This window comes from Castellaniella sp. (assembly GCF_034675845.1).
Lineage (GTDB): Bacteria > Pseudomonadota > Gammaproteobacteria > Burkholderiales > Burkholderiaceae_B > Castellaniella.
On the sequence record NZ_JAUCCU010000002.1, the window covers coordinates 746206 to 771795 of the forward strand.

Below are 25590 nucleotides of genomic sequence, written 5' to 3' on the forward strand. Positions count from 1 at the left end.
AAAAGCGGATCTCAAGCACCAATCCGCTTCTACCTTTTCATATATTTTTGGCGCAGGAGCCCTCATGTCCACCCCAGAAAACGTCATTCAGCTCATTGCCGAGCGCGAAGTCACCTTCGTGGATTTTCGCTTTACCGATACCCTGGGTCGGGAACACCACCTGACCGTCCCTGCCAGCCAGGTGGATGAGGACCGGATGGAGTCCGGCGTGGCTTTCGACGGGTCATCCTTGCCCGGCTGGAAGGGCATCGAGGCCTCGGATATGGTGCTGATTCCCGATGCGACCTCAGCGCGCATGGACCCTTTCCGCGAGGAGTCCACCCTGATTCTGACCTGCGATGTGGTCGAACCCTCTGACCTCAAGGGGTATGACCGCGACCCACGCTCGCTGGCACGCCGCGCCGAGGCTTACCTGAAATCCAGCGGGCTGGGCGATACCGCTTATTTTGGCCCAGAGCCAGAATTCTTCGTCTTCGATGGCATCAGTTGGAAGGCCGATATGTCCGGCAGTTTCGTCAAAATCCATTCCAACGAAGGGGCCTGGTCCAATGCCGATGATGCCAACGGCACCAATCTGGGCTACCGGCCAGCCATCAAGGGCGGCTACGTGCCAGTGCCGCCGATTGACTCTTTTGCCGACATGCGCTCGGAGATGTGCCTGTTGATGGAACAAATGGGCGTGCCCGTGGAAATCCATCACCACGAAGTCGGTAACTGCGGCCAGCTGGAAATCGGCACCCGGTTCTCTACGCTGGTGCAGCGTGCCGACTGGACTCAAATCATGAAGTACGTGATTCGCAACGTCGCCCATGTTTACGGCAAGACGGCGACTTTCATGCCAAAGCCTGTGGTGGGGGATAACGGTTCGGGCATGCACGTACACCAGTCCATCTGGAAGGACGGCCAAAACCTGTTCGCCGGCAATGGCTATGGCGGTCTGTCCGAATTTGCGCTGTACTACATCGGCGGCATTATTCATCATGCCCGCGCCTTGAATGCCATCACGAACCCAGGCACGAACTCCTACAAGCGTCTGGTGCCGCACTACGAGGCCCCCGTCAAACTGGCCTATTCAGCGCGCAATCGCTCGGCCTCCATTCGCATTCCCTACGTCAGCAACCCCAAGGCACGGCGCGTCGAAGCGCGTTTCCCGGACCCCTTGGCCAATCCCTATCTGGCATTTTCGGCACTGATGATGGCCGGCCTGGATGGGGTGCAGAACAAAATCCATCCGGGCGATCCCGCAGATAAAAACCTGTATGACCTGCCACCCGAGGAAGACGCCAAGATCCCGACCGTTTGCTCATCGCTGGAGCAGGCCCTGGAAGCGCTGGATCGGGATCGGGAGTTCCTGACCCGGGGCGGGGTGTTCAGCAATGACTTGCTGGATGCCTATCTCGATCTGAAGGCCGTCGAACTCGATCGTCTGCGGGTAACACCGCACCCGGTTGAATTCGATATGTATTACGCGCTCTGACCCTATCCCATGGACCCGTCCGGCTTCGAAATACTGCAAACAGCGGTTTTGCTGCTGGACGAGTCCGGCCGGATTCGTTTTGCCAATGCTGCGGCAGAGACTTTGCTGGGGGTTTCGCGCCGCCAATTGCATGGCCAGGCGGCGGCGCCATATTTGGCTGATCAGACCAGTTTCCTGAAGACGCCACTGTCGTCGCCCCCCTGGGCCTGGTTGTTGGAAATTCCCGTCCACCAAGGCGGGCGTTATGAAGACCGCCTGCAGGCCCTGGCTGACCAGGCCGCCCAGCGCGAAACCCTGCGCAATCTGGCCCATGAAGTCCGCAATCCCCTGGCTGGCCTGCGTGCGGCGGCCCAGCTGTTGGACATGGAGCTCACACGCGATGATTTGCATGATTACACCCGAGTCATCATCGAGGAAGCAGACCGCCTTGCCGATCTGGTCACTCGTCTGGTGTCGCCGCAGCGTCAGGATTTTGAGCCAATACAGTTCAATATTCACGAAATCTGCGAACGTGTCCTGGCTTTGATCGAGCTTGAATTCGGCCAGCAGTTGACCGTGATCCGGGATTACGACGCTTCGGCGCCGGATATCTGGGCTGATCGGGATCGTCTGCTGCAAGCTTTGTTGAATGTGGTACGCAATGCCGCCCAGGCCCTGACTGAAGCAGAGGCCGTGCAGGCGCCTACTTTGCAGCTGCGCACCCGCATCCTGCATCAACCTGTCCTGCTGCAGGGTCAGCACCGGCTGGGCTTGCTGCTGGGGGTCATGGACAATGGCCCTGGCGTACCTGTGGCCTTGCAGGACAAAGTCTTCCATCCGCTGGTGACAGGGCGCGCACAGGGCAGCGGGCTGGGCTTGAACCTCGCCCAGGCTTGCTTGCAACAGCACGGCGGTGTACTGGAATTCGACTCACAGCCCGGCCTCACGGAGTTTCGTTTCTTGCTGCCCCTGGACAGGCCATGAAATCAATCTGGATTCTGGATGACGAGCCAGGCATGCGCTGGGTGCTGGAAAAAGCCCTGGATAAATCAGGCTGGCCCGTGCGCTGCTTTACCGACGGCCATGCGCTGGTTCGAGCCATCGAGGACTTATCCTCGGCCGAAGACTCCCAGGCACCGGCGGTGCTGGTATCGGATGTACGCATGCCCGGCCTGGATGGCTTTCAGGTCCTCAGCCGCGTCAAGGCGAGCCTGCCGACGCTGCCGGTCATTCTGATGACTGCCTATACCGACCTGGACACCACGGTGGCTGCATTTTCCCAAGGGGTTTTTGACTATCTGGCCAAGCCTTTTGATATACAGGCTGCGCTTGCCCTGATTGCCCGGGCGGCGGGCAGTACACAGGGCAAACCGGCCGAAACATCGCTGGCGCCGGGCCTGATTCGCCAGATCCAGCCAATGCCCCAGCCTGTGGGCGATACGGGTTTATTGTTGCCTTCCAAGTCCCAGGCCATGCAGGAGGTCTTTCGCGCCATCGGCAGGCTGGCCAGATCCAGCGCGACCGTCCTGATCACGGGCGAATCCGGCACCGGCAAAGAACTGGTCGCCAGTGCGCTGCACCAGCACAGCAGTCAGGCATCGGGGCCATTCATTGCCGTCAATGCGGCCGCCATTCCCCGGGATCTGCTGGAAGCAGAGCTGTTTGGCCACGAGCGTGGCGCGTTCACGGGTGCCGTCCAGATGCGCCGAGGCCGTTTCGAAGAGGCCGACGGCGGGACTTTGTTCCTCGATGAGATCGGCGATATGCCGGCTGAGCTGCAAACCCGACTGCTGCGCGTGCTGTCCGAGAGCAGTTTTTACAGAGTAGGGGGGAGCCGTCCGATCAAGGTCAAAGTCCGGGTCGTCGCCGCCACCCACCAGCCCCTGGAAGATCGGGTCATGCAGGGACGTTTTCGGGCGGACTTGTTTCACCGGCTGAATGTCATCCGCCTGCGCCTGCCGCCATTGCGACAGCGTCCGGAAGACATAGAATTGCTGGCCCAGCAATTTCTGCAGCAGGCAGCAAAGCAACTGCAGGTGCCTGTACGCATCCTCAGCCCCCAGGCCTTGCAGGCTTTGCAGCGGTTTCAGTATCCCGGCAATATCCGCCAACTGGAAAATATCTGCCAATGGCTGACCGTCATGAGCCATGAAGCCTGGGTCCGGGCCGAGGATCTGCCCCCCGAGGTTCTGAACACTGGCGATCCGGCGGCACGCACCGCCCCGACGGCGGCCAATGCACGCGTTCCGGGTGCGATAGATGCACCATCATCATCAAGCGCCGTCCCGCCCGGTGCCGGGCCTGCGGGTACTTGGCAGCAGGCGCTGGCTGTCCAGGCAGCCGCCAGCTTGTCGCAGCATCGCCCCGATGTCTACGAAAGCCTGCGCGGTGAGTTCGATCGGGTCCTGCTGCGCCAGGCGCTATTGCATGCGGAGGGCCAGCGGGGGCGGGCAGCCGCCATGCTGGGGATAGGGCGCAATACCCTGACGCGCAAAGCCCAGGCACTGGCGCTGGATGCGGCCGCATCGGGCGATGGCTCGACTTATCCCGATGCTCCTTAGTACAATGGGTTGAAAACGGCCTGAGCTTGAGCCAAATCAAGCAAATCCCCACAGTCTGTCAGGCTAGGGCTTGTACTAAGCCCTTCAGGCCTTACCATATACGTATCGACTGCATCTCTATTCCCTGACATGGCCGCCTTTATTTCCGAGCAAGTCCTTAGCGTGCACCACTGGAACGACACGCTGTTCTCCTTTAAGACCACGCGCGATCCCGGTCTGCGTTTTCATAATGGGCATTTCCTCATGCTGGGCCTGGAGGTCGAGGGCAAGCCCTTGATGCGTGCCTACAGCATTGCCAGCGCCAACCACGAAGAAAACCTTGAATTCTTCAGCATCAAGGTCCCCAATGGTCCGTTGACATCGCGTCTGCAGCATTTGCAGCCAGGCGATGCTGTCCTGGTCAGCAAAAAGCCCGTGGGCACCCTGGTGGCGGACGACCTGAAACCAGGAAAGCACTTGTACCTGTTTGCCACGGGCACGGGCCTGGCGCCGTTTCTCAGCATCATCAAAGACCCCGACGTCTATGACCGTTTCGACAAGATCATTCTGATGCATGGGGTGCGCTTTACCAGTGAACTGGCCTATGCCGACTACATCACCCAGGAACTTCCCCAGGACGAATATCTGGGCGAAATGGTGCGTGAAAAGCTGATTTATTACCCGACTGTCACCCGCGAACCCTATATTCACCAGGGTCGTTTGACCACCTTGGTCGAAAGCGGACAGTTATTTACCGATATCGGCCTGCCGCCACTGGACCCCGCCCGGGATCGTGCCATGATCTGCGGCAGCCCCGCCATGCTGACGGATATTCGCGCCATGCTGGATGCCCGGGGCTTTGTGGTGTCGCCTGGGGTCGGCGAGCCCGGTGACTATGTTTACGAACGCGCCTTTGCCGAAAAATAAGGGATCTTTTGTTCTTCGCTATTGATTGGTAGAATCCGATAGTTGTATAACTTAATTCAGGACAGCCCTCATGAGCAAAGAAATCATTCACACCGACAAGGCCCCGGCAGCGGTCGGTCCGTACTCCCAGGCGGTTAGCACCACAGCGGGCCGTCTGGTGTTTCTGTCCGGTCAGATCGGCCTGGAACCCGGCACCGGCGAACTCGTCTCGGAAAACTTCGAAGGCCAGGTGCGCCAGTCCTTTACCAACATGCAGGCCGTCATCCAGGCAGCAGGCGGGACGCTGGACAATGTCGTCAAGCTCACCTTGTTTTTGACTGACCTCAGCAAGTTCGCCAGCGCCAACGCCATCATGGCCGAGATCATTCCGCAGCCCTATCCGGCCCGTTCCACCATCGGCGTGGCCAGCCTGCCCAAAGGCGCCCAATTCGAGGTCGAAGCCATTCTGGCGCTCTGATCGGGCTGGGTTTTCCCGTCAGATGTCCCCCGCTGCGACCAGCACGCAGGCACCCGGACGCCCTCGGCCATCCACAGACAGTACCCCGCAGTCCCGGCTCTTCGAGCGCCTGGGACTGCGCACCACGGCAGACTTCATTGTGCATCTGCCGCTGCGCTATCTGGATGAAACCCGGGTGACTCCGTTGGCGCAGGCCCGCGCCGGGGTGCATGCGCTCTTCGAGGGTGAGATTCTGCATAGCCAGATGCAGCAGCAGCCCCGGCGCGAACTGCAGGCGCTGCTGTCCGATGGCTCGGGGCAACTGCAGCTGCGCTGGCTGCACGCCTATCCTGGTCAACTGGCCCGCCTGCGGGCAGGGCGACGAGTACGGGTGCGCGGCGAAATTCGCATGGGTTATCAGGGGCCAGAGATCATTCACCCCCTGGTCACCGAGCCCGGCACGGCGCTGCCAGACACGCTGACGCCTATCTATCCCACCACCCAGGGCCTGTCCCAGCCCAGTCTGCGCAAGGCGATTGCCAGGGCGCTGGACCAGGCTGATCTGCATGACACCTTGCCGCTGGAAGTGCGCCAGACATATCAGCTGGCTGATTTCGAAAGCTCCCTGCGCTTGCTGCATCATCCGGGCCCGGAGATCTCGCTGTCCTCCTTGGCTGAACATGACCACCCGGCCTGGCGACGCATCAAGTTCGACGAACTTCTGGCGCAGCAACTGGCTTTGGCCGATGCCCGCGCCGCGCGTCGCGCACAGCGTAGTCAGGCCCTTAATGGGCAAGGCGATTTGCTGGACGGATTGCGTGCCTTGCTGCCGTTTGCGCCCACTGCGGCCCAGGAAAAATCCATCCGCGAAATCCTGTCCGACCTGGCGCAGCCCCACCCCATGCATCGCTTGCTGCAAGGCGACGTTGGCAGCGGCAAGACCCTGGTTGCTGCCATGGCGGCAGCCCAGGCCATGGATGCCGGAGTCCAGGTGGCGGTGATGGCGCCCACAGAGCTGCTGTCCGAACAGCTATGGCGTAAGTTCACCGACTGGTTCACGCCCTTGGGCATCCAGCTTGCCTGGCTGACGGGGTCGCTGCCTGCGGCCAAGCGGCGCCAGGCTTTGCAGGCCATCGAATCCGGCGAAGCCCGTCTGGTGGTTGGCACCCAGGCCCTGATCCAGGACAAGGTTCAATTTCACGCCCTGGGCCTGGTGATCAGCGACGAGCAGCACCGCTTTGGCGTGGGTCAGCGCCTGGCCCTCAGTCGCAAGGGCGATCAGGACGCCTGGTTCGCCCACCAGCTCAGCATGAGCGCCACGCCTATCCCCAGGACGCTGGCCATGGCCTTTTTCGCCGACATGGATGTCTCCGTTCTGGACGAGCTGCCGCCGGGCCGTACGCCGGTACGCACCCGGCTGTTTGCCGATTTTCGCCGTGAAGAATTACTCGCCCATGTAGCGGCTGCCATCCGGGAAGGCCAGCAGGCCTATTGGGTCTGTCCGCTGGTCGAGGAAAGCGAAGCCCTGCAGTTGCAAACTGCCGTTGATACCTGGTCCCATCTCTGCCAGGCCTTGCCCGATTTGCGCGTCGGCCTGATGCATGGACGCCTGCCCGCCCAGGAAAAGACCGACACCATGGCGGCCTTTCGGGATGGGCAGCTGGATTTGCTGGTCAGCACCACGGTCATTGAAGTCGGCGTCGATGTCCCCAATGCCAGCCTGATGGTGATCGAGCACGCCGAGCGCTTTGGCCTGGCGCAGCTGCACCAGTTGCGCGGGCGGGTAGGGCGCGGACAGCGCGAATCCACCTGCGTGCTGCTGTATCAATCCCCCTTGTCCTCGGTGGCGCGGGACCGTTTGCGTGCGCTCTATGAAACCACTGATGGCTTTGAGATTGCCCGCCGAGACCTGGCCCAGCGCGGGCCTGGCGAGCTGCTGGGACTGCGACAGTCGGGCCAGGCCCTGCTGCGCTTTGCCAACCTGGAGGCCGACGAGGCCTTGCTGGAACAAGCCCGCGAAGCCGCTGCGTGGCTCAGTGCCGATTTTCCAGCACAAGCCCGAGCCCACCAACAGCGCTGGATGGCGGGTGCGACCCAGTATTTACGCAGCTAAGGCCTGGTTGCCCGAATGCCCGAAGGAACATCATGACCTTGACCGAATTGAAATATATTGTCGCTGTTGCCCGCGAGCGCCATTTTGGTCGCGCCGCCGAAGCCTGCTTCGTCAGCCAGCCGACCCTGTCGGTGGCGATCCGCAAGCTCGAGGAAGAACTTGGGATTGTGCTGTTCGAACGCGGCGGCACTGAAATCGGCATCACCCCCATTGGCCTGCGCGTCGTCACCCAGGCCCAGCGGGTGCTTGAAGAAGCCGCTAACCTGCGCGAAATCGCACGCCAGGGGCATGACCCCCTGGAGGGGCCGCTGCGCGTGGGCGTGATTTATACCGTGGGGCCGTACTTATTGCCGCATTTGGTGCCCAAGCAGATCCGCCGCACGCCCCAGATGCCCTTGCTGCTACAGGAAAACTACACCACGCGCCTGCTGGAACTGCTGCGCCAAGGAGAGATCGATTGCGCCATCGTGGCATTGCCTCTGCCGGATACCGGCTTGGCCCAGTGCGCGCTCTATGACGAGCCTTTTTATGTGGCCTTGCCGCATGACCATGCGTGGGCGCACGAATCCATGATTCCGTCTTCACGCCTGAAAGAAGAAACCATGCTGCTGCTGGGAGCGGGGCATTGCTTTCGCGACCAAGTGCTGGAGGTCTGTCCCGAGCTTTCCCGCTATTCAGCGTCCAGCGAAGGCATACAGCGCACCTTCGAGGGTTCCTCGTTGGAAACCATCCGCCATATGGTGGCGGCGGGCATCGGCATTACTGTGATGCCGGCCAGCGCCTTGGGCGTGCAGGGCGACGAAAGCAAGCTGCTGCGTTTCGTGCCCTTTGCCGCCCCCGTGCCGGACCGCCGGGTCGTGCTGGTCTGGCGCAAGAGCTTCCCGCGCCTGGCGGCCATCGAGGCGCTGGCTCAGGCAGTGCGCCATTGCGGCATGCCGGGTGTCAACTGGCTGGACGGTTCCATCGAGACCAGCCTGGCCGAGGCTTGACAAGACACAAGCCCTGTCTATATTTTTTATATTCACCAAGCCCTAGGGTTATCCCCCTGTGCTATTCTGATTTGGTCTATTCATAAGGGAGTATTTCATGACAAAAACCGACAAGAAATCCAGTTCGAAAAAATCCCTGGTGGCTTCCAGCGGCCTGCCTATTGATATCGGCCTGTCTGAAAAAGACCGTGCTGCCGTCGCGGCCGAACTCTCCAAGACGCTGGCAGATACGTATACCCTGTACCTGATGACGCATAATTTCCACTGGAACGTCACCGGCCCCATGTTCAGTACGCTGCATAATCTGTTCATGGATCAGTACACAGAAGCCTGGCAGGCACTGGATGCCATCGCCGAGCGCATTCGTGCCTTGGGGTATTACGCCCCTGGCACCTATGCCGAATACGCCCAGCTCAGCTCCATCGCCGAACCCGACTCTGTCCCCTCCGCCGAGGACATGATCAAGCTCCTGACGCAGGGCAACGAAGCCGTGGCAAAAACTGCCCGCAAGGCATTTCAGTGTGCCGATAAAGTCAGTGATCAGCCCACGGCCGATCTGCTCACGCAGCGCCTGGACATTCACGAGAAAAACGCCTGGATGCTGCGCAGTTTGCTGGCCTGATCTCGCTCTTTCGGACTCGAATTCGGACTCGAATCGCCCGAATTCGGGGAAAACCCCCGTACGAACCTGCATCCACTCGCCGGGGTTTCGTGTATTCTTTCTGGGTCTTTCACAGGAGGTTGTATGAACATTCGCTTGACGCCGATGGTGGCCGCACTAGGGCTTGCCGCTGGCATGATGATGTCTTCCGCAGCGACCGCTGACACAATCAAGATCGCTATTGCGGGGCCTTACACCGGGGCACTGACGCAATACGGCGATATGGTCAAAGAAGGCGTGGACACGGCAATCGAAACCATCAACGCCAATGGCGGTGTGCTGGGTAATCAACTCGAAGCCGTGGTGATCGACGATGCCTGCGAACCCAAACAGGGTCCAGTCGTCGCCAACCGCGTCGTCAATGAGAAAATCCATTATGTGGTCGGGCATGTGTGCTCGGGCGCTACGATTGCAGCCGCGCCCGTCTACAACAACGAAGGCGTCGTCATGGTTTCTCCGTCTGCCACCTCGCCGGCAGTCACGGATGGCAAGAACTACGACATGATTTTCCGTACCATTGGCCGTGATGACCAACAAGGTCCCGCCGCTGCGGAATTCATCGTCGATAAAATCAAACCCAAGGCCGTGGCCGTCCTGCACGATAAACAGTCCTACGGCCAGGGCATTGCCGCCGCCGTCAAGGCTGATCTTGAAAAGGCCGGTGTGAAGGTCGTCCTCTTCGAGGGGATCAATGCCGGTGACAGCGATTACTCCGCCATCATCACAAAACTGAAATCCGCAGGCGCCGACTTTATTTATTATGGCGGCTATCACCCCGAAATGGGTCTCTTGCTGCGCCAAGGTGCCGAACAAGGCCTGAATGCAAAGTTCATGGGCCCGGAAGGCGTGGGTAACCCCGACATCAATGCCATTGCTGGTCCTTCAGTCGAAGGCATGCTGGTTACCCTGCCGGCCGACTTCACCGCCAACCCGGACAACGCTGCCGTGGTCGAGGCCTTCAAGGCCAAAGGCCGTAACGCGGGCGGTGCCTTCCAGTTGACCGCTTATGCTGCTGTGGATGCCATCGTGGCCGGCATTAAGGGCGCAGGCGCAGATGACCCCACCAAGGTCGCTGCCTGGCTGCACGCCAATGATGTCAAGACCCCGATTGGCGACATCTCCTGGAACAAACAGGGCGACCTGAAATCCTTTAAGTTCGATGTCTTTACCTGGCATGCCGACGGCAACAAGTCCGTCTATAAATAAGCGCCTTGAGCAGGCCCGGACTTCAGGTTCGGGTCTGTGATCCACTCGCTTGGCCTGTCTTCGGGCAGGCGCAAAAAAGCCTCTGCAAAGAGGCTTTTTTCAATGGTGAATTCGAACGGTGAACTCAGTCAGGATTCCAGGCGCTTGCCGGTACTGGCATCGAACCAGTGCGCCGGGTGCTGTCCATCCAGCCCAAAGCTGATGGTATCCCCTGTTTTCAGGGGATGGTCGCGGGTTTCGGCGACACTGCAGCGCAGGATCAGGCTTTGCTTGCCCCAAGAGGCATGAATCAGTTGCTCTGATCCCAGCACTTCGACCATGTCGACCTGGGCTTGCAGACCGCTTGCACCCAGTTGCAGATGCTCGGGCCGCAAGCCCAGAATCAGTTGGGCGCCATCGGATGGAGCGGTAGCCGGTGCGGGGACGGGCAATACCTGTCCATCCGGCCCCTGGGGGCGGCCCTGGGCGTCCAGGCTGACCTGCAGCAGATTCATCGGGGGTGAGCCAATAAAGCTGGCGACAAAGACCGTCGCAGGGCGTTCAAAGACCTCGGCGGGCGTGCCGATCTGCTCAGGGATGCCCTGATTCATCACGATCATGCGGTGCGCCAGGGTCATGGCTTCTACCTGGTCATGCGTGACATACAGGCTGGTGGTCTTCAGGCGCTGATGCAGTTTTTGGATCTCCAGGCGCATTTGCACCCGCAGCTTCGCATCCAGATTGGATAATGGCTCGTCGAACAGAAAAATAGAGGGATCACGCACGATGGCACGTCCCATGGCCACGCGTTGGCGCTGGCCCCCGGACAATTGCCTGGGGCGGCGATCCAGCAGATGATCGAGCTCCAGGATGCGGGCTGCGTCATCTACGCGGCGGTGGATCTCGGCCTTGTCCATGCGGCGGATTTTCAGTCCGTAGGCCATATTGTCAAAGACGCTCATGTGGGGGTAGAGTGCGTAATTCTGGAACACCATGGCAATGTTGCGTTCGGCGGGCTCCAGATTATTCACCACTTGATCGCCGATGAGGATCTCGCCGTCGGTAATGGATTCCAGGCCGGCCACCATGCGCATCAGCGTGGATTTACCGCAGCCGGACGGACCTACGATGACGACAAATTCGCCATCGTGAATTTCCATGCTGATGCCGTGAATGACGGCTACGCCGCCCGGATAGGTTTTGCGTACATTGCGAAAGCTCAGGGTTGTCATGTCAGCCCATATCCTATTTTTCTGTGTCTACCAGGCCCTTGACGAACCACTTTTGCATCAGGATGACCACGGCTGCCGGCGGCACCATGGCCAGCAAGGCGGTGGCCATGACCAGGTTCCATTCAGTGACGCTGTCGCCCCCAGCAATCATGCGCCGGATGCCCACCACCACGGGGTACATGTTTTCCTGGGTCGTAATGATCAGCGGCCAAAGATATTGGTTCCAGCCATAGATGAACTGAATCACGAACAAGGCGGCAATACTGGTGCGCGACAAGGGAAAAAGAATATCCTTGAAAAAGCGCATTGGACCGGCACCATCGATGCGGGCGGCTTCGACCAGTTCGTCTGGCACTGTCAGGAAGAACTGCCGGAATAAAAAGGTGGCCGTCGCTGAAGCAATCAGAGGCAGGGTCAGCCCGGCATAACTGTTGAGCATGCCCAGGTCAGCCACCACGGCGTAGGTCGGTGCAATGCGCACCTCGACCGGCAGCATCAGGGTGACAAAAATCATCCAGAAGCACAGCATGCGCAACGGAAAGCGAAAATACACCACGGCGAATGCCGACAGCATAGAAATGAAAATCTTGCCGATGGCAATCGCCAGCGCCATGAACGTGCTGATCCAGAGCATGCGCCCCACGGGTGGGGTATTGATCGCACTGCCGGTCAACACGGCCCAATAATTGCTGAAAAAATGCGATCCAGGAATCAGCGACATGGGCGCCTGAGCGACTTCCTGGGCAGTCTGGGTAGAGGCGACAAAGGCCACATACAAGGGGAAGGCAATGACCAGCACCCCCAGGATCAGGACTGCGTGAGAAATCAGATCCAGAATAGGACGACGTTCTACCATGATGATCTGCGTCCTTATCAGTAATTGACCTTGCGGTCGACGTAACGAAACTGAATAGCCGTCAGGGCAATGACGATCAGCATCAGAATCACGGACTGGGCCGCAGACGACCCCAGATCCAGGCCTTTGAAGCCCGCGTTGTAGACCTTGTAGACCAAAATATCAGTGGCGCGGCCAGGGCCACCCTGGGTCACAACGTCGATGACGGCAAAGGTGTCAAAAAAGGCATAGATGAAGTTGATCACCAGCAGAAAGAAACTGGTGGGGGAGAGCAAGGGAAAGACAATGCTGAAGAAACGACGCACCGGCCCTGCGCCATCAATCGCGGCCGCCTCGATCAGCGATTTAGGGATGGACTGCAAGCCAGCCAGGAAAAACAGAAAGTTGTAAGAGACCTGTTTCCAGATGGAGGCAAAGACGATCAGGGCCATGGCATCCTCCCCATCCAGGCGAGGGTTCCATTGCAGGCCTATTTCCATCATGGCCACGGCCAAAATACCCACGGACGGGGAAAACAAAAACAGCCATAGCACCCCAGCCACGGCGGCAGCCACGGCATAGGGCCAGATCAATAGTGTTTTATAAAGCGCGGCGCCCCGTACCACCCGATCGGCCATGACCGCCAGCAGCAGCGAAATGACCAACCCCCCCACCGCCACCAGCGTGGAAAACCAGGCCGTCGTGCGAAACGAGGCCAGGTAATCATCGTTGGCGAAAAGGTCGGCGAAGTTCTCCAGCCCGACAAACTGCGAAGACAGGCCAAAGGGGTCTTCCAGGCGAAACGACTGCCACATGGCCTGCCCGGCCGGCCAAAAGAAAAAGACCAGCGTAATGGCCAACTGAGGGGCCAGCAACAACCAGGGCAGAGTCCGATGACGGAAGACGACGCGCTTTTCCATGGTTTATTTCACGCTTTTCTCGAAGCGTTCCAGCAAGGCATTGCCTTCCGTGGTCATCTTGGACAGGCCATCTTCGGCGGACACCTTGCCCGCAAAGATTTGTTCCATGGTGCTGTCTTCTATGTCACGGATCTGCGGCAGATAACCCAGGCGGATACCCCGGGAATTAGCCGTGGTATCGGCGTCGAGCTGCTTCACGGCGACTTCAGTGCCTGGGTTTTTCTCGTAGAAACCGGAAGCCTTGGTCGCTTCGTAGCCAGCCTTGGTGACAGGCACATAGCCGGTACCTTGGTGCCAGGCGGCGGCTTGGGCCGGACTGGCGAGGAATTTAAAGAATTTCACCACGCCTTTATAGGCATCGTCGGACTTACCCGAAAAGACCCACAGTGAAGCCCCACCGATAATCGAGTTCTGGGGTGCACCAGGCAGATCCGGGTAGTAGGGCAGGGTGCTGGTGCCGAATTCGAACAGGCCGCTTTTAATGACGGATGCGCGCATGCCGCTGGACCCGGTATACATGCCGCATTTGCCGGAGGTAAACAGCGCGTTGCCTGCATCACCACGCCCGCCATAGGTAAATTCGCCTGCCTTGGCCATATTGGCCAGGAAGTTCATGTGCATTTTGAAGGGTTCGCTTTCCAGCAGCAACCGGGCGTCCAAGCCGCCAAAGCCGTTGTCCTTGGAGGCATATGGGATGTTATTCCAGGCCGCGAAGTTTTCGAGCAGCACCCAGGACGGCCACGCGGTGGAGTAGCCGCATTCCATGCCGGCTGCGCGCAGTTTTTTCGCGGCCTCGGCCAGTTCCGGCCAGGTCTTGGGCGGGGCATCAGGATTCAGACCGGCTTTCTTGAAGGCGTCCTTGTTGTAGTACAGCACGGGGGTCGAGCTGTTGAAAGGCATGGAGACGAGCTTGCCCTCTGGGGACGAGTAATAGCCCCCGACGGCCCCGAGAAAGTCACCCGGGTTGATGGGGTCGCCCAGCTTTTCAGAAAGGGCCTGTACAGGCTGCACAGCGCCTTTGGCGTACATCATGGTGGCGGTACCGACTTCGAAGACCTGCAGGATGTCGGGGGCGTTGCCAGCGCGGAATGCCGCGATTCCGGCATTCATGGATTCGCCGTAGGCGCCTTTGTAGACCGGATTGACGACATAGTCGGATTGGCTGGCGTTGAAGTCCTTGGCGATGGCGTCGACACGTTCACCGAGCGGGCCTTCCATGGAATGCCAGAAGGTGACCGTGGTCGCCGCCTGGGCGACACCGGCGCTGGCCAGCAAAGCGGCCAAAATTGTCATGCGTGTAAAGGGAAATGCCATTTGGTTCTCCTTGATAGCCTCCCCCGGTCAATAGCCAAGGGCGGCGACGAGGGGATTGTAGGAAGCTATTGTGACCAGTTCATGTCAGCTTTGACAATCCCTGTTTGCCACAAGATAGACGTTCATCCGGCAGCCAAAAACGCAGGATGAGTGACGTTCTTGTAGCATGAACCCGCGTTTGAAATCTCGCCCCGGCAGGGTGTCGGATAGTGCATGATGCCTTTACAATCGTACGCTATGGATAAGAACCTTACTCTCGCGCTGATTGGCGGCGGCAATATGGCCAATGCCCTGGCCAGTGGCCTGATCGGACGGCGTTGCGCGGCCGCCAATGTGCATGTCATCGACCCTGGTGATGACACCCGACTGCGCTGGGATGCCCTGGGCACCACCACGGCCAGCGCCCCCGACAAGCGCCTGGCCCAGTGCCATGTCTGGTTTTTTGCGGTCAAACCGCAAATCATGTCGCAAGTCGTGCAGCAGTGTCGTGCCTGGCTGCGCCCGGATACCCTGGTCATCAGCATTGCTGCTGGTATTCCGGGGCAGGCGATTGCCCGCTGGCTGGGGACGGCGGATGCACCCTATGAGCGTATCGTGCGCTGTATGCCCAATACGCCCGCCCTGATTGCCAGCGGCATGACCGGCATGATGGCGTTGGATGCCGTCAGCACTGCTGACCGATTGCTGGCCGAAGAGCTTTTACAAGCGGTGGGCGATATTCTGTGGGTACCCGATGATGCGGCCATCGATGCGGTGACAGCCGTTTCAGGCAGCGGTCCCGCCTATGTATTCCTGTTTCTCGAAGCCCTGATCGAAGCCGGTATCCATCAGGGCTTGTCGGCAGACCAGGCTCGACAGCTGGCCCTGACCACTTTTCATGGGGCCACCCAGCTGGCTTCCTTGTCACCGGACAGTCCCGCCGTGCTGCGCGAACGCGTCACCTCGAAAGGCGGCACGACTGCGGCTGCGCTCGAAGTCTTCCAGCGCCACGCGCTGAAATCCACCGTGGATCAGGCTGTAGCGGCAGCCACCCAGCGCGCGGCCCAACTGGCCAAACAGTATTCAGATCCCGTCGGCTCCTGAATAACCCTGAAATAATTAAAAATCAGGGATTAACCGTAGTGACACAAGGGGGCTAAGCCTGCAGAATACGCCTGCCGCTCAGGGCGGAAGCAAAAATCAAGGCTTAGTGCCCCTGGCTGTTTGATCCAATCAGGTTCATAACAAAGTCAGTGGCGCCTCTACCGGAGACATTACGAATGAAGTTCAATCTGCGCATCACCCCTGTCGTTCTGGCATTTGGCGCTTTGTCGCTGGCTGCTGGAGCCCACGCCGACACGCTGAAAATCGGTATCCCGCAACCGATGACAGGCCCCAATACCCAATACGGCGATCAAATTCAGGCTGGCGCACTTACCGCCATTGATGCCATGAACGAAGCCGGCGGCATCAAGGGCATGAAAATCGAAGCCCTGCTGATTGACGATGGCTGCGAACCCAAGCAGGCCGTCCCGGCCGCCAACCGCGTCGTGAACTCCGGCGCTAAATTCGCCGTCGCTCACGCATGCTCGGGCACCACGGTACCCGCCGTCAACGTTTACGAGCAAGAAGGCATCGTGGCCATTACTCCGGGCGCCACCTCGCCGCTGGTCACCGACACCATCAAGCCGCACTTTTTCTTCCGTACGATTGGTCGCGATGATCAACAGGGTCCGTTTGCAGCCGATTACATCGCAACACAGCTGAAGCCCCAAAAAGTCGCCATTCTGCACGACAAGCAAACCTATGGCTCTGGCGTTGCCACCCAGGTACAAAAAGCATTGCAGGATGCCAATGTCAACATCGCCATGTTCGAGGGCATTAACGTGGGTGACAGCGATTATTCCGCTGTGATCTCCAAGCTTAAGGCACTGGGTCCCGACCTGATCTACTTTGGCGGCTATCACCCCGAACTCGGCCTGTTGCTGCGTCAGGCGCGTGAACAAGGCCTGGATACCCAGTTCATGGGTCCCGAGGGCGTCGCCAACAAGGATCTGTCCGCCATTGCCGGGCCGGCTGTTGATAAGCTGCTGGTTACCCTGCCGGCCGATTTCACCAAGCGCAAAGGCAACGAGCAAATCCTCGAAAACTTCAAGAAATTCAACCGCAGTCCGGATGGCGCTTTCACCATGACCGCCTATGCCGCGATGCAGATTCTGGCCGACAGTATCAATGCCGTGGGCGCTGACCCCGAGAAGGTCGCCGACTACATGCACAAGACCAGCTTCGATACCAGTATCGGCAAAGTCGACTACGATGCAAAGGGTGACTTGAAGCACTTTGAATTTGCCGTATTCAAGTGGGATGCTGACGGCAACATGACCCAGATCCAACCCTAAAGGGTTCGGCAGGCCCTGGCGTTTTGTCGGGGCCATTTTCCTGGCCGGGCTGTTCAGCTCGGCCGATTTTTAGAAGACCCCTGCCATTATGTCTGACTTGCTTCCTCTATTGACGCAACAGCTGTTCAACGGCTTGTCGCTGGGTGCGATTTACGCCCTGATTGCGATTGGCTACACCATGGTTTATGGCATCATCGGCATGATCAATTTCGCCCATGGCGAGATTTACATGATTGGTGCGTATGTCGGCCTGGTCACTTTATCCGCCATCGGCGTCGGTAGCGGTTTGCCGCTGCCCGTCATGGTGCTGGCGATGCTGATCGTCGCTGTGCTGGTCACTGCCGTATACGGCTATGCTGTCGAAAAGGTGGCCTATGCCCCCTTGCGCAACAGCCCTCGGCTGGTGCCCCTGATCTCCGCCATCGGGATGTCGATCTTTCTGCAGAACTGGGTGGCCACCGGGCAGGGCGCCCGGGACATGGCGGTTCCCGCCTTGATCAGCGGCTCGTTCGAATTCACAATTGGCACCAGTGATTTTTCCGTCACGGCACCATATTCCCGCATCTTGATCATCCTGGTGACTGTGTTGATGATGGTGGGGCTGACCCTGTTCATCAAATACTCTCGCACTGGTCAGGCCTCCCGTGCCTGCTCACAGGATCTGGGCATGGCGAACCTGCTGGGGATTGATACCAGCCGGATCATTTCATTTACCTTTGTTGTCGGCGCCATGCTGGCAGCCGTGGGCGGGGTGCTGATCGCATTGGCTATCGGCAAGCTCAACCCCTTCATCGGCTTCATCGCCGGCATCAAGGCCTTTACCGCCGCAGTGCTGGGCGGCATCGGCAGTATTCCAGGTGCCATGTTGGGCGGGGTGTTGCTGGGCTTGGCCGAGACTTTCGCCGCCGCCTTTATTTCATCGCAGTACAAGGACATTGTTGCCTTCTTGCTGCTCGTCTTCATCCTGATGTTCCGTCCTACGGGGCTGTTGGGTAAACCCGAGGTCGAAAAGGTCTGATAATGCAGAACCTGAAAAATTCCCTGATTGCCGCCATCATGGCCGGCGTCATCATCGCGCCTGTCTATGGCCTGCAGATTCTGCGCAAAGGCCAGGAAACCTATCTACAGCCTGAATGGTCCATGATCATCGGTGGCATGGTGCTGGTGTTTGTCGTGCAGATGCTGCGGCCTCTGTGGCTTAACCGCAAAAAAAGCACCACGCCGCGCTTCACCATGCCTGCGCTCACCGACAAGGTTAGGCACAACGCCATTATGGTGCTGGTGCTGTTTGCCATTGTCTGGCCATTTTTCAGTGGCCGCGCCCAGGTTGATATTGCCACTCTGGTCCTGATCTACGTCATGTTGGGGCTTGGGCTGAATATCGTGGTGGGCTTTGCCGGGCTGCTGGACTTGGGTTTCGTGGGCTTTTATGCCACCGGCGCCTACACCTATGCCTTGCTGTATCACTGGGCAGGCTGGGGCTTCTGGGAAGCCCTTCCGTTTGCCGGCCTGGTATCCGCCTTATTTGGCTTTGTGCTGGGTTTCCCCGTGCTGCGCCTCAGGGGTGACTATCTCGCCATCGTCACGTTGGGCTTTGGTGAAATCATTCGCCTGATGCTGATCAATCTGTATGGCCTGACTGGTGGACCCGATGGCATTTCCGGCATCCCAAAACCATCCTTTTTCGGCTACCAGATGGTTCGCCGCACTACCGATGGCAGCCAGACTTTCCACGAAATGATGGGCTGGACTTTCAACAGTCAGGATGTAGTCACCTACCTGTATTTGATGGCCCTGGTGCTGGTGTTGATTACCTTGTATTTCACCAGTCGTTTGATCCGCATGCCCATCGGGCGCGCCTGGGAGGCCCTCAGAGAAGACGAGATCGCCTGCCGTTCGCTGGGACTCAATCCGCGCAACATCAAGCTTTCCGCCTTTACCATGGGCGCTATGTTTGCCGGTTTTGGCGGGGCTTTCTTTGCTGCTCGCCAGGGGCTGGTCAATCCAGAATCCTTCACTTTCATCGAATCCGCACTGATTCTGGCCATTGTGGTGCTGGGCGGCATGGGCTCTCAGCTGGGGGTCATCCTGGCCGCCGTGCTGCTGACCGTGGTGCCCGAAATCGCCCGCGAGTTCGCTGAATATCGCATGCTGATTTTTGGTCTGGTGATGGTGGTGATGATGGTGTGGCGCCCGCAGGGCCTGCTGCCGGTAAAACGCCCACAAGTGGAATTGGAATCATGAGTGAATCTTTGTTGAAAGTCAGTGGGCTGACCATGCGGTTCGGTGGCCTGCTGGCGGTGGACCAGGTCGAATTCGATGTCCGCAAAAACGAGGTCTTTGCCATCATTGGCCCCAATGGGGCAGGCAAGACCACTGTGTTTAACTGCATCGGGGGGTTTTACAAACCCTCCAGCGGCGATATTTCCATGGATGGCAAGCCCATCGGCGGCTTGCCCAGTCATAAGGTTGCGCGCCACGGGCTGGTGCGTACCTTCCAGAACGTGCGCCTGTTCAAAAACCTGACAGTCCTGGAAAATCTGCTGGTTGCCCAGCACACCTTGATGGAAACCGGGCTGTTGCAGGGCATCCTGAAATTGCCGTCTTTCCGCCACTCCGAGGCCGATGCTAAAAAACGCGCTGTCGAATGGCTGGATTTCATGGATATCCGCCAATATGCAAACCGCGAGGCCGGCAATCTGGCCTACGGCCACCAACGGCGCCTGGAAATCGCCCGCTGCATGATCACCCAGCCCCGCCTGTTGATGCTGGACGAGCCTGCTGCCGGTCTCAATCCTCAGGAAAAACGCGATCTCTCCGCCCTGATCGACCAGTTGCGCCGGGAATACGGCGTCGCCGTGCTGTTGATCGAGCACGACATGAGTCTCATCATGGGGGTATCGGATCGCATTCTGGTCATGGAACACGGCAAGCCCATCATGACGGGCTTACCCGATGAGGTCCGCACGGACCCTCGCGTCATCAAAGCTTATCTGGGGGAATAACCGTGCTCAAACTGGAAAACGTCAGCACCTTTTATGGTGCCATCCAGGCTCTCAACGATGTCTCGGTCGAGGTCAACCAGGGCGAGATCGTCACCCTGATCGGTGCCAATGGCGCGGGCAAGACCACCTTGCTGATGACGGTCTGCGGCAACCCCCGGGCACGTTCCGGGCGCATCAGCTTTCTGGGCCAGGATATCACCGAGCAGCCCACGCATACAGTGATGCAGCGTGGCATTGCCATCTCTCCCGAGGGTCGGCGCGTATTTCCCGACCTGACTGTGGCAGAAAATCTGAACATGGGCGCTTTCTTTCTGGACAAGATCCAGACCGAAGAAAGCATGGACCATGTCTACGATCTGTTTCCCCGCCTGAAAGAACGCTCCAACCAGCGGGCTGGCACGATGTCGGGTGGTGAACAGCAGATGCTGGCCATTGGCCGCGCCCTGATGACGCGTCCCAAGCTTCTGCTGCTGGATGAGCCGACCTTGGGGCTGGCGCCGCTGATCATTGCACAGATCTTCGACATCATCCGCACCATCCGGGACGAAGGCGTCACGGTGTTTCTGGTCGAACAGAACGCCAATAAGGCGCTGCAGGTGGCTGACCGCGGCTACGTGCTGGAAACCGGCAAGGTCGTCTTGGCGGATACCGGCGCAAACCTGCTGGTCAACGATGAGGTCCGCAAGGCCTATCTAGGGGCCTGATTGTTTCGTGTAAAAAAACAGCCCGGCTAAGGCTGGGCTGTTTTTTTGCCTGCAGGCAGCTCCGATTGATCTGTACACAAGACAGCCCATTGGGGCTGTCTTGTCAGGGGACTCAGCCCACGTCGCTGCCTGCAGGCAGCTCCGATTGATCTGTACACAAGACAGCCCATTGGGGCTGTCTTGTCAGGGGACTCAGCCCACGTCGCTGCCTGCAGGCAGCTCCGATTGATCTGTACACAAGACAGCCCATTAGGGCTGTCTTGAGTCAGATCAATCCCTGTGATTTCAGGGCGGCTTGGACGCCGGGGTCGGCTTGCATGCGCTGTTGGAACTTACGTAGGTTTTCCAGGCCGGGCAGGGCGATTTGTTTGGCGTCGGCCCACATCAGCAGCACGAATAAATAGGGGTCTGCCACTGAACGCTGGCCGGTCAGCCAGTCGCGGCCATTGAGGCGGTCATTGACAATCGAGAACATGCTTTTCAGCTTATCGCTGGCCTTGGCGGTCAGGACTTTGGCCATGGCTTCGTCGCCGCCGCTGAAGTAAGGCGCCCCAAACACCAGACCAAAGGTGCGGTGGATGTCCGAGTTGCAAAAACTGAGCCAGCGCCGGGTTTCGGCTCGCGCCTGAGGCGTGTCACCAATCAGCGGGACATTGGGGTTGAGTTCGGCCAGATAGTCCAGGATGGCGGCGCTTTGGGTCAGGACGAAATCCCCGTCTACCAGGGTAGGTACGGCGCCACTGGGATTCAACTTCAAGTAGGCAGGTTCTTTGGTTTGTTCGGGCGTGAGGCGCTCGGTTTCATAGGGTTTGCCGATCCACTCGAGGACAATATGGGTGACCAGCGGGCAGGCGCCCGGAAAATAATAGAGTTTCATGAGATTCCCGCAAAAGGTTCGATGCTCAGAGCATGTTATACCACCGGCACATGGGCAGAACATGCCGATAGAGTAGAGTAGACTAGGGTTTCCCTGAATAACTCATATTCACTGAAAGGCTGCTCTTATGAACCCTTTGCGCATTGTCTTTCTGGATCGTGACACTTTGCCTGCATCGGTGGAAATACCAGCCCCCGATGTGCCGCACGAGTGGGTGTCGCATGCCCGCACCACCGCCGACGAGGTTGTGCCACGCATTCATGATGCCGATATTGTCGTCACCAACAAGGTCGTGCTGACAGCGGCCATGCTGCAGCAAGCACCGCGCCTGCGCATGATTGCGCTGGCCGCCACCGGCACCGACAACATTGACCTGCAGGCATGTAACCGTCGGAACATTATTGTGTCCAATGTGCGCGACTATGCAGTGCACACTGTGCCCGAACACACTTTTGCCCTGATCTTGGCACTGCGCCGCAACCTATTGGCTTATCGTCAGTCGGTGCAGGATGGCCGCTGGCAACATAGCGGCCAATTCTGCTACTTTGACTTCCCGATTCGCGATCTGGCTGGTTCCACCCTGGGCATTATCGGCCGTGGGGCGCTGGGCGAAGCCGTGGCTGAAATCGCCCGGGCTTTTGACATGCGCGTGCAGTTTGCCGCCCGCCGCGATGAAGGCTCGCCCGCCGAGGACTATTCATCATTTACGCACGTGCTGCGCAACAGCGACGTCATCAGCCTGCATTGTCCGCTGAATGACCAAACCCGGGGCATGATTGGCGCCGATGAGTTTTCCCTGATGGAACGCCAACCCTTGCTGATCAATACCGCCCGGGGCGGCTTAGTGGATGAATTCGCCCTCGAGGCCGCGCTGAAGACCGGCCAGATCAGTGGAGCGGGGTTTGATGTCACCACCCAGGAACCCCCCATGCCGGACCATCCGTTGATGAAATTACTGAGCTACCCGAATTTCATCCTGACCCCGCATGTGGCGTGGGCCAGCCAGGAAGCCATCAGCGCCATGGCCCGACAGGTCTGCGATAACATCGAGGCCTTTTGTCGCGATATGCCACGCAATGTTGTGGCGGGTTTTCATGGCTGATATGTCCCAGCCCTTACGTATTGCCATCAATGGTTATGGCCGCATCGGGCGCTGCTTTTTGCGCGCCCTGATCGAGTCCCCGCATCATCAAAGCATTCAGGTCGTGGCCATCAACGAGCCCGCTGACCTGGAATCCATGGCCTACCTGACGCATTTTGATTCTACCCATGGGGTGTTTCCTGCAGCGGTAGAGTCCCATGACAACGGTCTGCAGATTGCGGGCCGGGATATCCAGGTATTTCATGCCCGCACACCCGCCCAGGTTCCCTGGAAAGCCCTGAAGCTGGATTTATTGCTGGAATGTTCCGGTGCCTATGGCAGCCGCCGTGATCTGCAGGGTTTTCTGGATGCGGGCTGCCCCCGTTTGCTGGTGTCCAACCCGGGCCACGGCGCAGCGGACGTGGACTGCACCATCGTGTATGGCGTCAATGAATCCGTCCTGCAACCGGATCAGACCATCGTGTCTGCGGCATCCTGCACCACGAATGCCGTGGTGCCGGTACTGCATGTGCTGGATCAGCACCTGGGGGTCCAGAGTGCTTATCTGACGACGCTGCATTCGGTGATGAACGATCAGCCCATGATCGACGGTTATCACCACTCGGACTTGCGGCGCACACGCTCTGCCATGCAATCCATCGTTCCGGTCACGACAGGCCTGGCCCAGGGGGTGGAAAGATTATTGCCCCAGTTAGCTGGCAGAATCCAGGCCAAGGCCATCCGGGTGCCCATTCTGAATGTCTCGGCCATTGATTTATCCGTCAACCTGAATACGGCCACCTCGGTCGAGGCCCTGAATGCCTTGCTGGAAGACGCCGCCCGGGCACACCCCGGGCTGCTGGCCTGTACCCGTCAGCCGCATGCCTCTATCGACTTCAACCATAACCCCCATTCTGCCGTGGTGGATCTCGGGCAAACGCGGGTGAATCATGGCAGCTTCATCAACCTGCTGCTGTGGTTTGACAACGAATGGGGATTTGCCAATCGCATGCTGGACATTACCCGAACCTGGGCTGCGCTGCTGGCGCGTGCTGCCTGATTGGGTATCGCCATATCGCGTTATATTCAAGCCAATTTTTTTCACTTCAATCGAAACGATACAGGAGTTTTTCACCATGGCTGATTGCCGTACCGAAACCGATTCCATGGGCGCCATCGAGGTACCCTCCGTCCATTACTGGGGGGCACAGACACAGCGCTCCATTCAGAATTTTCCGATCGGCGTCGATCGGTTTCGCTGGCAGCCGCCGGTCATTCGCGCCCTGGGGGTCCTGAAAAAGGCCGCTGCCCAGGCCAATGCCGAACTCGGCGAACTGCCGGAGGATATCGGTAATCTGGTCGTGCGTGCCGCAGATGAGGTCATCGCCGGCAAGCTCAATGCCGAATTTCCCCTGGTGGTGTTCCAGACCGGCTCTGGCACACAGTCGAACATGAATGCCAACGAGGTCATTTCGAATCGCGCCATCGAATTAGCGGGCGGTGTCATGGGCAGCAAAGCCCCGGTACATCCCAATGATCACGTCAATCGTGGCCAGTCATCCAACGATACCTTTCCAACCGCCATGCATATTGCTGTGGCATCCGAATTGTCCCGGCACTTCTTCCCGGCGGTGGGCCAACTGCGGGCGACCCTGGATGCCAAGGCCAAAGCCTATGCCACGATCGTGAAGACCGGCCGCACCCACTTGCAGGATGCCACGCCCATCACCCTGGGCCAGGAAATCAGCGCCTGGGTGGCCCAGATCGATTTCGCCCTGGATACCGTGCAGGTGGCCTTGCCGGGCATTTATGATCTGGCCATCGGCGGCACCGCCGTAGGCACGGGGCTGAACGCACACCCGCGCTTTGGCGAATTGGCTGCCGCCCGGATCGCCGACATCACCGGGCTGCCTTTCCGCAGCGCTGAAAATAAATTCTTTGCTCTGTCGGCCCACGACGCCCTGGTCAATATGTCGGCGGCGCTGCGCACCCTGTCTGGCGCCCTGATGAAGATCGCCAACGATGTGCGCTGGCTGGCCAGCGGTCCGCGCTGCGGCATCGGCGAACTCGACATCCCGGAAAACGAGCCTGGATCTTCCATCATGCCGGGCAAGGTCAATCCAACCCAGTGCGAAGCCATGACCATGGTCTGCGCCCAGGTCTTCGGCAATGATGCCGCAGTGGCCTTTGCAGGTTCCCAGGGTAATTTCCAGCTCAACGTCTACAAGCCCGTCATGGTGCACAATGTCCTGGAAAGCATCGGCTTGCTGGCTGACGCCTGCCTGGCATTCGACGAGCACTGCGCTGTTGGCATCGAGCCCAACATTCAGCGCATCGAGGAAAACCTGAACAAGAACCTGATGCTGGTCACCGCCCTGAACCGCCATATCGGCTACGATAAGGCCGCCGCCATTGCCAAAAAGGCCCACAAGGAACACAGCACGCTGCGCCAGGCAGCGCTGGCGCTGGGCTTTCTGACTGATGCGCAGTACGATGAATGGATCGTCCCTCTGGATATGACGCATCCCAGCAAAGGCTGATCATGACTGCCCCTGTGCTCATCAAACGCGCTTATGAACCTGCTGCCGACAGCGACGGCTACCGGGTGCTGGTGGATCGTTTGTGGCCCAGGGGCCTATCCAAGGCAAGCTTGCCTTATGATCGCTGGGAAAAAACCCTGGCACCCAGCACAGACCTGCGCAAATGGTTTGGTCACCAAGTCGAACGCTGGGAACAATTTCGCCGTGATTACACGGCCGAACTCCAATCTGCAGATGCCTTGTCCCTGATGGATGAAATCCTGGCGGCCGCCCAGGGTCAAACCATCACACTGCTGTACGGCGCACACGATACCGAGCACAATCAGGCGGTGGTATTGGCAGATATGCTGGCTCGGCGGCGCGCCGCCGCCAATTCTTGACGGCGGTTTATCTCACA

24 protein-coding genes are annotated in these 25590 nt (G+C 59.0%); 19 read left to right on the plus strand and 5 right to left on the minus strand.

Features of this window, described 5'->3' with window-relative positions; all coding sequences use genetic code 11:
- Window positions 1–64 precede the first annotated feature (64 nt).
- The 9 genes from glnA to VDP81_RS15140 all read left to right on the plus strand — a co-directional run bounded on the left by glnA (window position 65) and on the right by VDP81_RS15140 (window position 10328).
- Entirely contained in the window at window positions 65–1477 is a 1413-nt protein-coding gene (gene glnA / locus VDP81_RS15100; protein WP_322995056.1) for a type I glutamate--ammonia ligase, read from the plus strand.
- Between the two features lie 9 nt (window positions 1478–1486).
- Window positions 1487–2440, plus strand: a complete 954-nt coding sequence (gene glnL / locus VDP81_RS15105; RefSeq protein ID WP_323012748.1) for a nitrogen regulation protein NR(II) — start codon at window positions 1487–1489, stop codon at window positions 2438–2440.
- Window positions 2437–4017 (plus strand): nitrogen regulation protein NR(I), encoded by a 1581-nt coding sequence (gene ntrC / locus VDP81_RS15110; protein WP_323012749.1) that lies wholly within the window; start codon window positions 2437–2439, stop codon window positions 4015–4017. Before glnL ends, ntrC begins: the two co-directional genes overlap by 4 nt.
- Before the next feature lie 129 nt (window positions 4018–4146).
- Complete coding sequence (locus tag VDP81_RS15115) at window positions 4147–4923, plus strand: ferredoxin--NADP reductase (protein WP_322995053.1); 777 nt, start codon at window positions 4147–4149, stop codon at window positions 4921–4923.
- Between the two features lie 70 nt (window positions 4924–4993).
- Entirely contained in the window at window positions 4994–5380 is a 387-nt protein-coding gene (locus VDP81_RS15120) for a Rid family detoxifying hydrolase (RefSeq protein ID WP_322995052.1), read from the plus strand.
- Window positions 5381–5402: 22 nt separating this feature from the next.
- The gene (gene recG / locus VDP81_RS15125) at window positions 5403–7472 is read left to right on the plus strand and encodes an ATP-dependent DNA helicase RecG (RefSeq protein ID WP_322995051.1); all 2070 of its coding nucleotides are present in this window, start codon (window positions 5403–5405) and stop codon (window positions 7470–7472) included.
- 32 nt (window positions 7473–7504) lie between these two features.
- Entirely contained in the window at window positions 7505–8461 is a 957-nt protein-coding gene (locus VDP81_RS15130) for a LysR substrate-binding domain-containing protein (protein WP_322995050.1), read from the plus strand.
- A 97-nt stretch (window positions 8462–8558) separates the two neighbouring features.
- Complete coding sequence (locus tag VDP81_RS15135) at window positions 8559–9083, plus strand: Dps family protein (protein ID WP_322995049.1); 525 nt, start codon at window positions 8559–8561, stop codon at window positions 9081–9083.
- A gap of 123 nt (window positions 9084–9206) precedes the next feature.
- Complete coding sequence (locus VDP81_RS15140) at window positions 9207–10328, plus strand: branched-chain amino acid ABC transporter substrate-binding protein (RefSeq protein ID WP_322995048.1); 1122 nt, start codon at window positions 9207–9209, stop codon at window positions 10326–10328.
- A 128-nt stretch (window positions 10329–10456) separates the two neighbouring features.
- Here VDP81_RS15140 and VDP81_RS15145 read toward each other — a convergent pair whose 3' ends face one another.
- The 4 genes from VDP81_RS15145 to ugpB are packed head-to-tail and all read right to left on the minus strand — an operon-like array spanning window position 10457 to window position 14623.
- Window positions 10457–11539 carry a sn-glycerol-3-phosphate import ATP-binding protein UgpC gene (locus VDP81_RS15145; RefSeq protein ID WP_323012750.1) on the minus strand — a complete coding sequence of 361 codons (1083 nt, stop codon included), beginning with the start codon at window positions 11537–11539 and terminating at the stop codon, window positions 10457–10459.
- Window positions 11540–11552: 13 nt separating this feature from the next.
- Window positions 11553–12395, minus strand: a complete 843-nt coding sequence (ugpE, locus tag VDP81_RS15150; RefSeq protein WP_322995046.1) for a sn-glycerol-3-phosphate ABC transporter permease UgpE — start codon at window positions 12393–12395, stop codon at window positions 11553–11555.
- Between the two features lie 17 nt (window positions 12396–12412).
- The gene (ugpA, locus tag VDP81_RS15155; protein ID WP_322995045.1) at window positions 12413–13294 is read right to left on the minus strand and encodes a sn-glycerol-3-phosphate ABC transporter permease UgpA; all 882 of its coding nucleotides are present in this window, start codon (window positions 13292–13294) and stop codon (window positions 12413–12415) included.
- A 3-nt stretch (window positions 13295–13297) separates the two neighbouring features.
- Window positions 13298–14623, minus strand: a complete 1326-nt coding sequence (gene ugpB, locus VDP81_RS15160) for a sn-glycerol-3-phosphate ABC transporter substrate-binding protein UgpB (RefSeq protein WP_322995379.1) — start codon at window positions 14621–14623, stop codon at window positions 13298–13300.
- A 222-nt stretch (window positions 14624–14845) separates the two neighbouring features.
- Here ugpB and proC point away from each other — a divergent pair, with 222 nt between their 5' ends.
- The 6 genes from proC to VDP81_RS15190 all read left to right on the plus strand — a co-directional run bounded on the left by proC (window position 14846) and on the right by VDP81_RS15190 (window position 20695).
- Complete coding sequence (gene proC, locus VDP81_RS15165; protein WP_322995044.1) at window positions 14846–15691, plus strand: pyrroline-5-carboxylate reductase; 846 nt, start codon at window positions 14846–14848, stop codon at window positions 15689–15691.
- Window positions 15692–15867: 176 nt separating this feature from the next.
- The gene (locus VDP81_RS15170; RefSeq protein WP_322995043.1) at window positions 15868–16986 is read left to right on the plus strand and encodes a high-affinity branched-chain amino acid ABC transporter substrate-binding protein; all 1119 of its coding nucleotides are present in this window, start codon (window positions 15868–15870) and stop codon (window positions 16984–16986) included.
- 88 nt (window positions 16987–17074) lie between these two features.
- Window positions 17075–18004: a high-affinity branched-chain amino acid ABC transporter permease LivH gene (gene livH, locus VDP81_RS15175; protein ID WP_322995042.1), complete on the plus strand. Its 930-nt coding sequence runs from the start codon at window positions 17075–17077 to the stop codon at window positions 18002–18004.
- A complete protein-coding gene (locus VDP81_RS15180; RefSeq protein ID WP_322995378.1) occupies window positions 18001–19230 on the plus strand; it encodes a high-affinity branched-chain amino acid ABC transporter permease LivM in 1230 nt (409 codons plus the stop codon). The genes livH and VDP81_RS15180 overlap by 4 nt, the downstream gene beginning before the upstream one ends.
- On the plus strand, window positions 19227–19991 hold the full coding sequence (gene livG, locus VDP81_RS15185; RefSeq protein WP_322995041.1) for a high-affinity branched-chain amino acid ABC transporter ATP-binding protein LivG: 765 nt from the start codon (window positions 19227–19229) through the stop codon (window positions 19989–19991). The genes VDP81_RS15180 and livG overlap by 4 nt, the downstream gene beginning before the upstream one ends.
- 2 nt (window positions 19992–19993) lie before the next feature.
- Window positions 19994–20695 (plus strand): ABC transporter ATP-binding protein, encoded by a 702-nt coding sequence (locus tag VDP81_RS15190; RefSeq protein WP_322995040.1) that lies wholly within the window; start codon window positions 19994–19996, stop codon window positions 20693–20695.
- Window positions 20696–20960: 265 nt separating this feature from the next.
- On the opposite strand, the gene VDP81_RS15195 is transcribed toward VDP81_RS15190, so the two are convergent.
- On the minus strand, window positions 20961–21572 hold the full coding sequence (locus tag VDP81_RS15195; RefSeq protein WP_323012751.1) for a glutathione S-transferase family protein: 612 nt from the start codon (window positions 21570–21572) through the stop codon (window positions 20961–20963).
- A gap of 136 nt (window positions 21573–21708) precedes the next feature.
- On the opposite strand from VDP81_RS15195, the gene VDP81_RS15200 reads away from it, so the two are divergent.
- From VDP81_RS15200 to VDP81_RS15215, 4 genes are all read left to right on the plus strand, one after another.
- Window positions 21709–22674: a D-2-hydroxyacid dehydrogenase gene (locus tag VDP81_RS15200; RefSeq protein ID WP_416233275.1), complete on the plus strand. Its 966-nt coding sequence runs from the start codon at window positions 21709–21711 to the stop codon at window positions 22672–22674.
- Window positions 22667–23713 (plus strand): type I glyceraldehyde-3-phosphate dehydrogenase, encoded by a 1047-nt coding sequence (locus tag VDP81_RS15205; RefSeq protein WP_323012752.1) that lies wholly within the window; start codon window positions 22667–22669, stop codon window positions 23711–23713. Before VDP81_RS15200 ends, VDP81_RS15205 begins: the two co-directional genes overlap by 8 nt.
- A gap of 76 nt (window positions 23714–23789) precedes the next feature.
- Window positions 23790–25193 (plus strand): class II fumarate hydratase, encoded by a 1404-nt coding sequence (gene fumC, locus VDP81_RS15210; RefSeq protein WP_323012753.1) that lies wholly within the window; start codon window positions 23790–23792, stop codon window positions 25191–25193.
- A gap of 2 nt (window positions 25194–25195) precedes the next feature.
- A complete protein-coding gene (locus tag VDP81_RS15215; RefSeq protein ID WP_322995035.1) occupies window positions 25196–25573 on the plus strand; it encodes a DUF488 domain-containing protein in 378 nt (125 codons plus the stop codon).
- Window positions 25574–25590 lie beyond the last annotated feature (17 nt).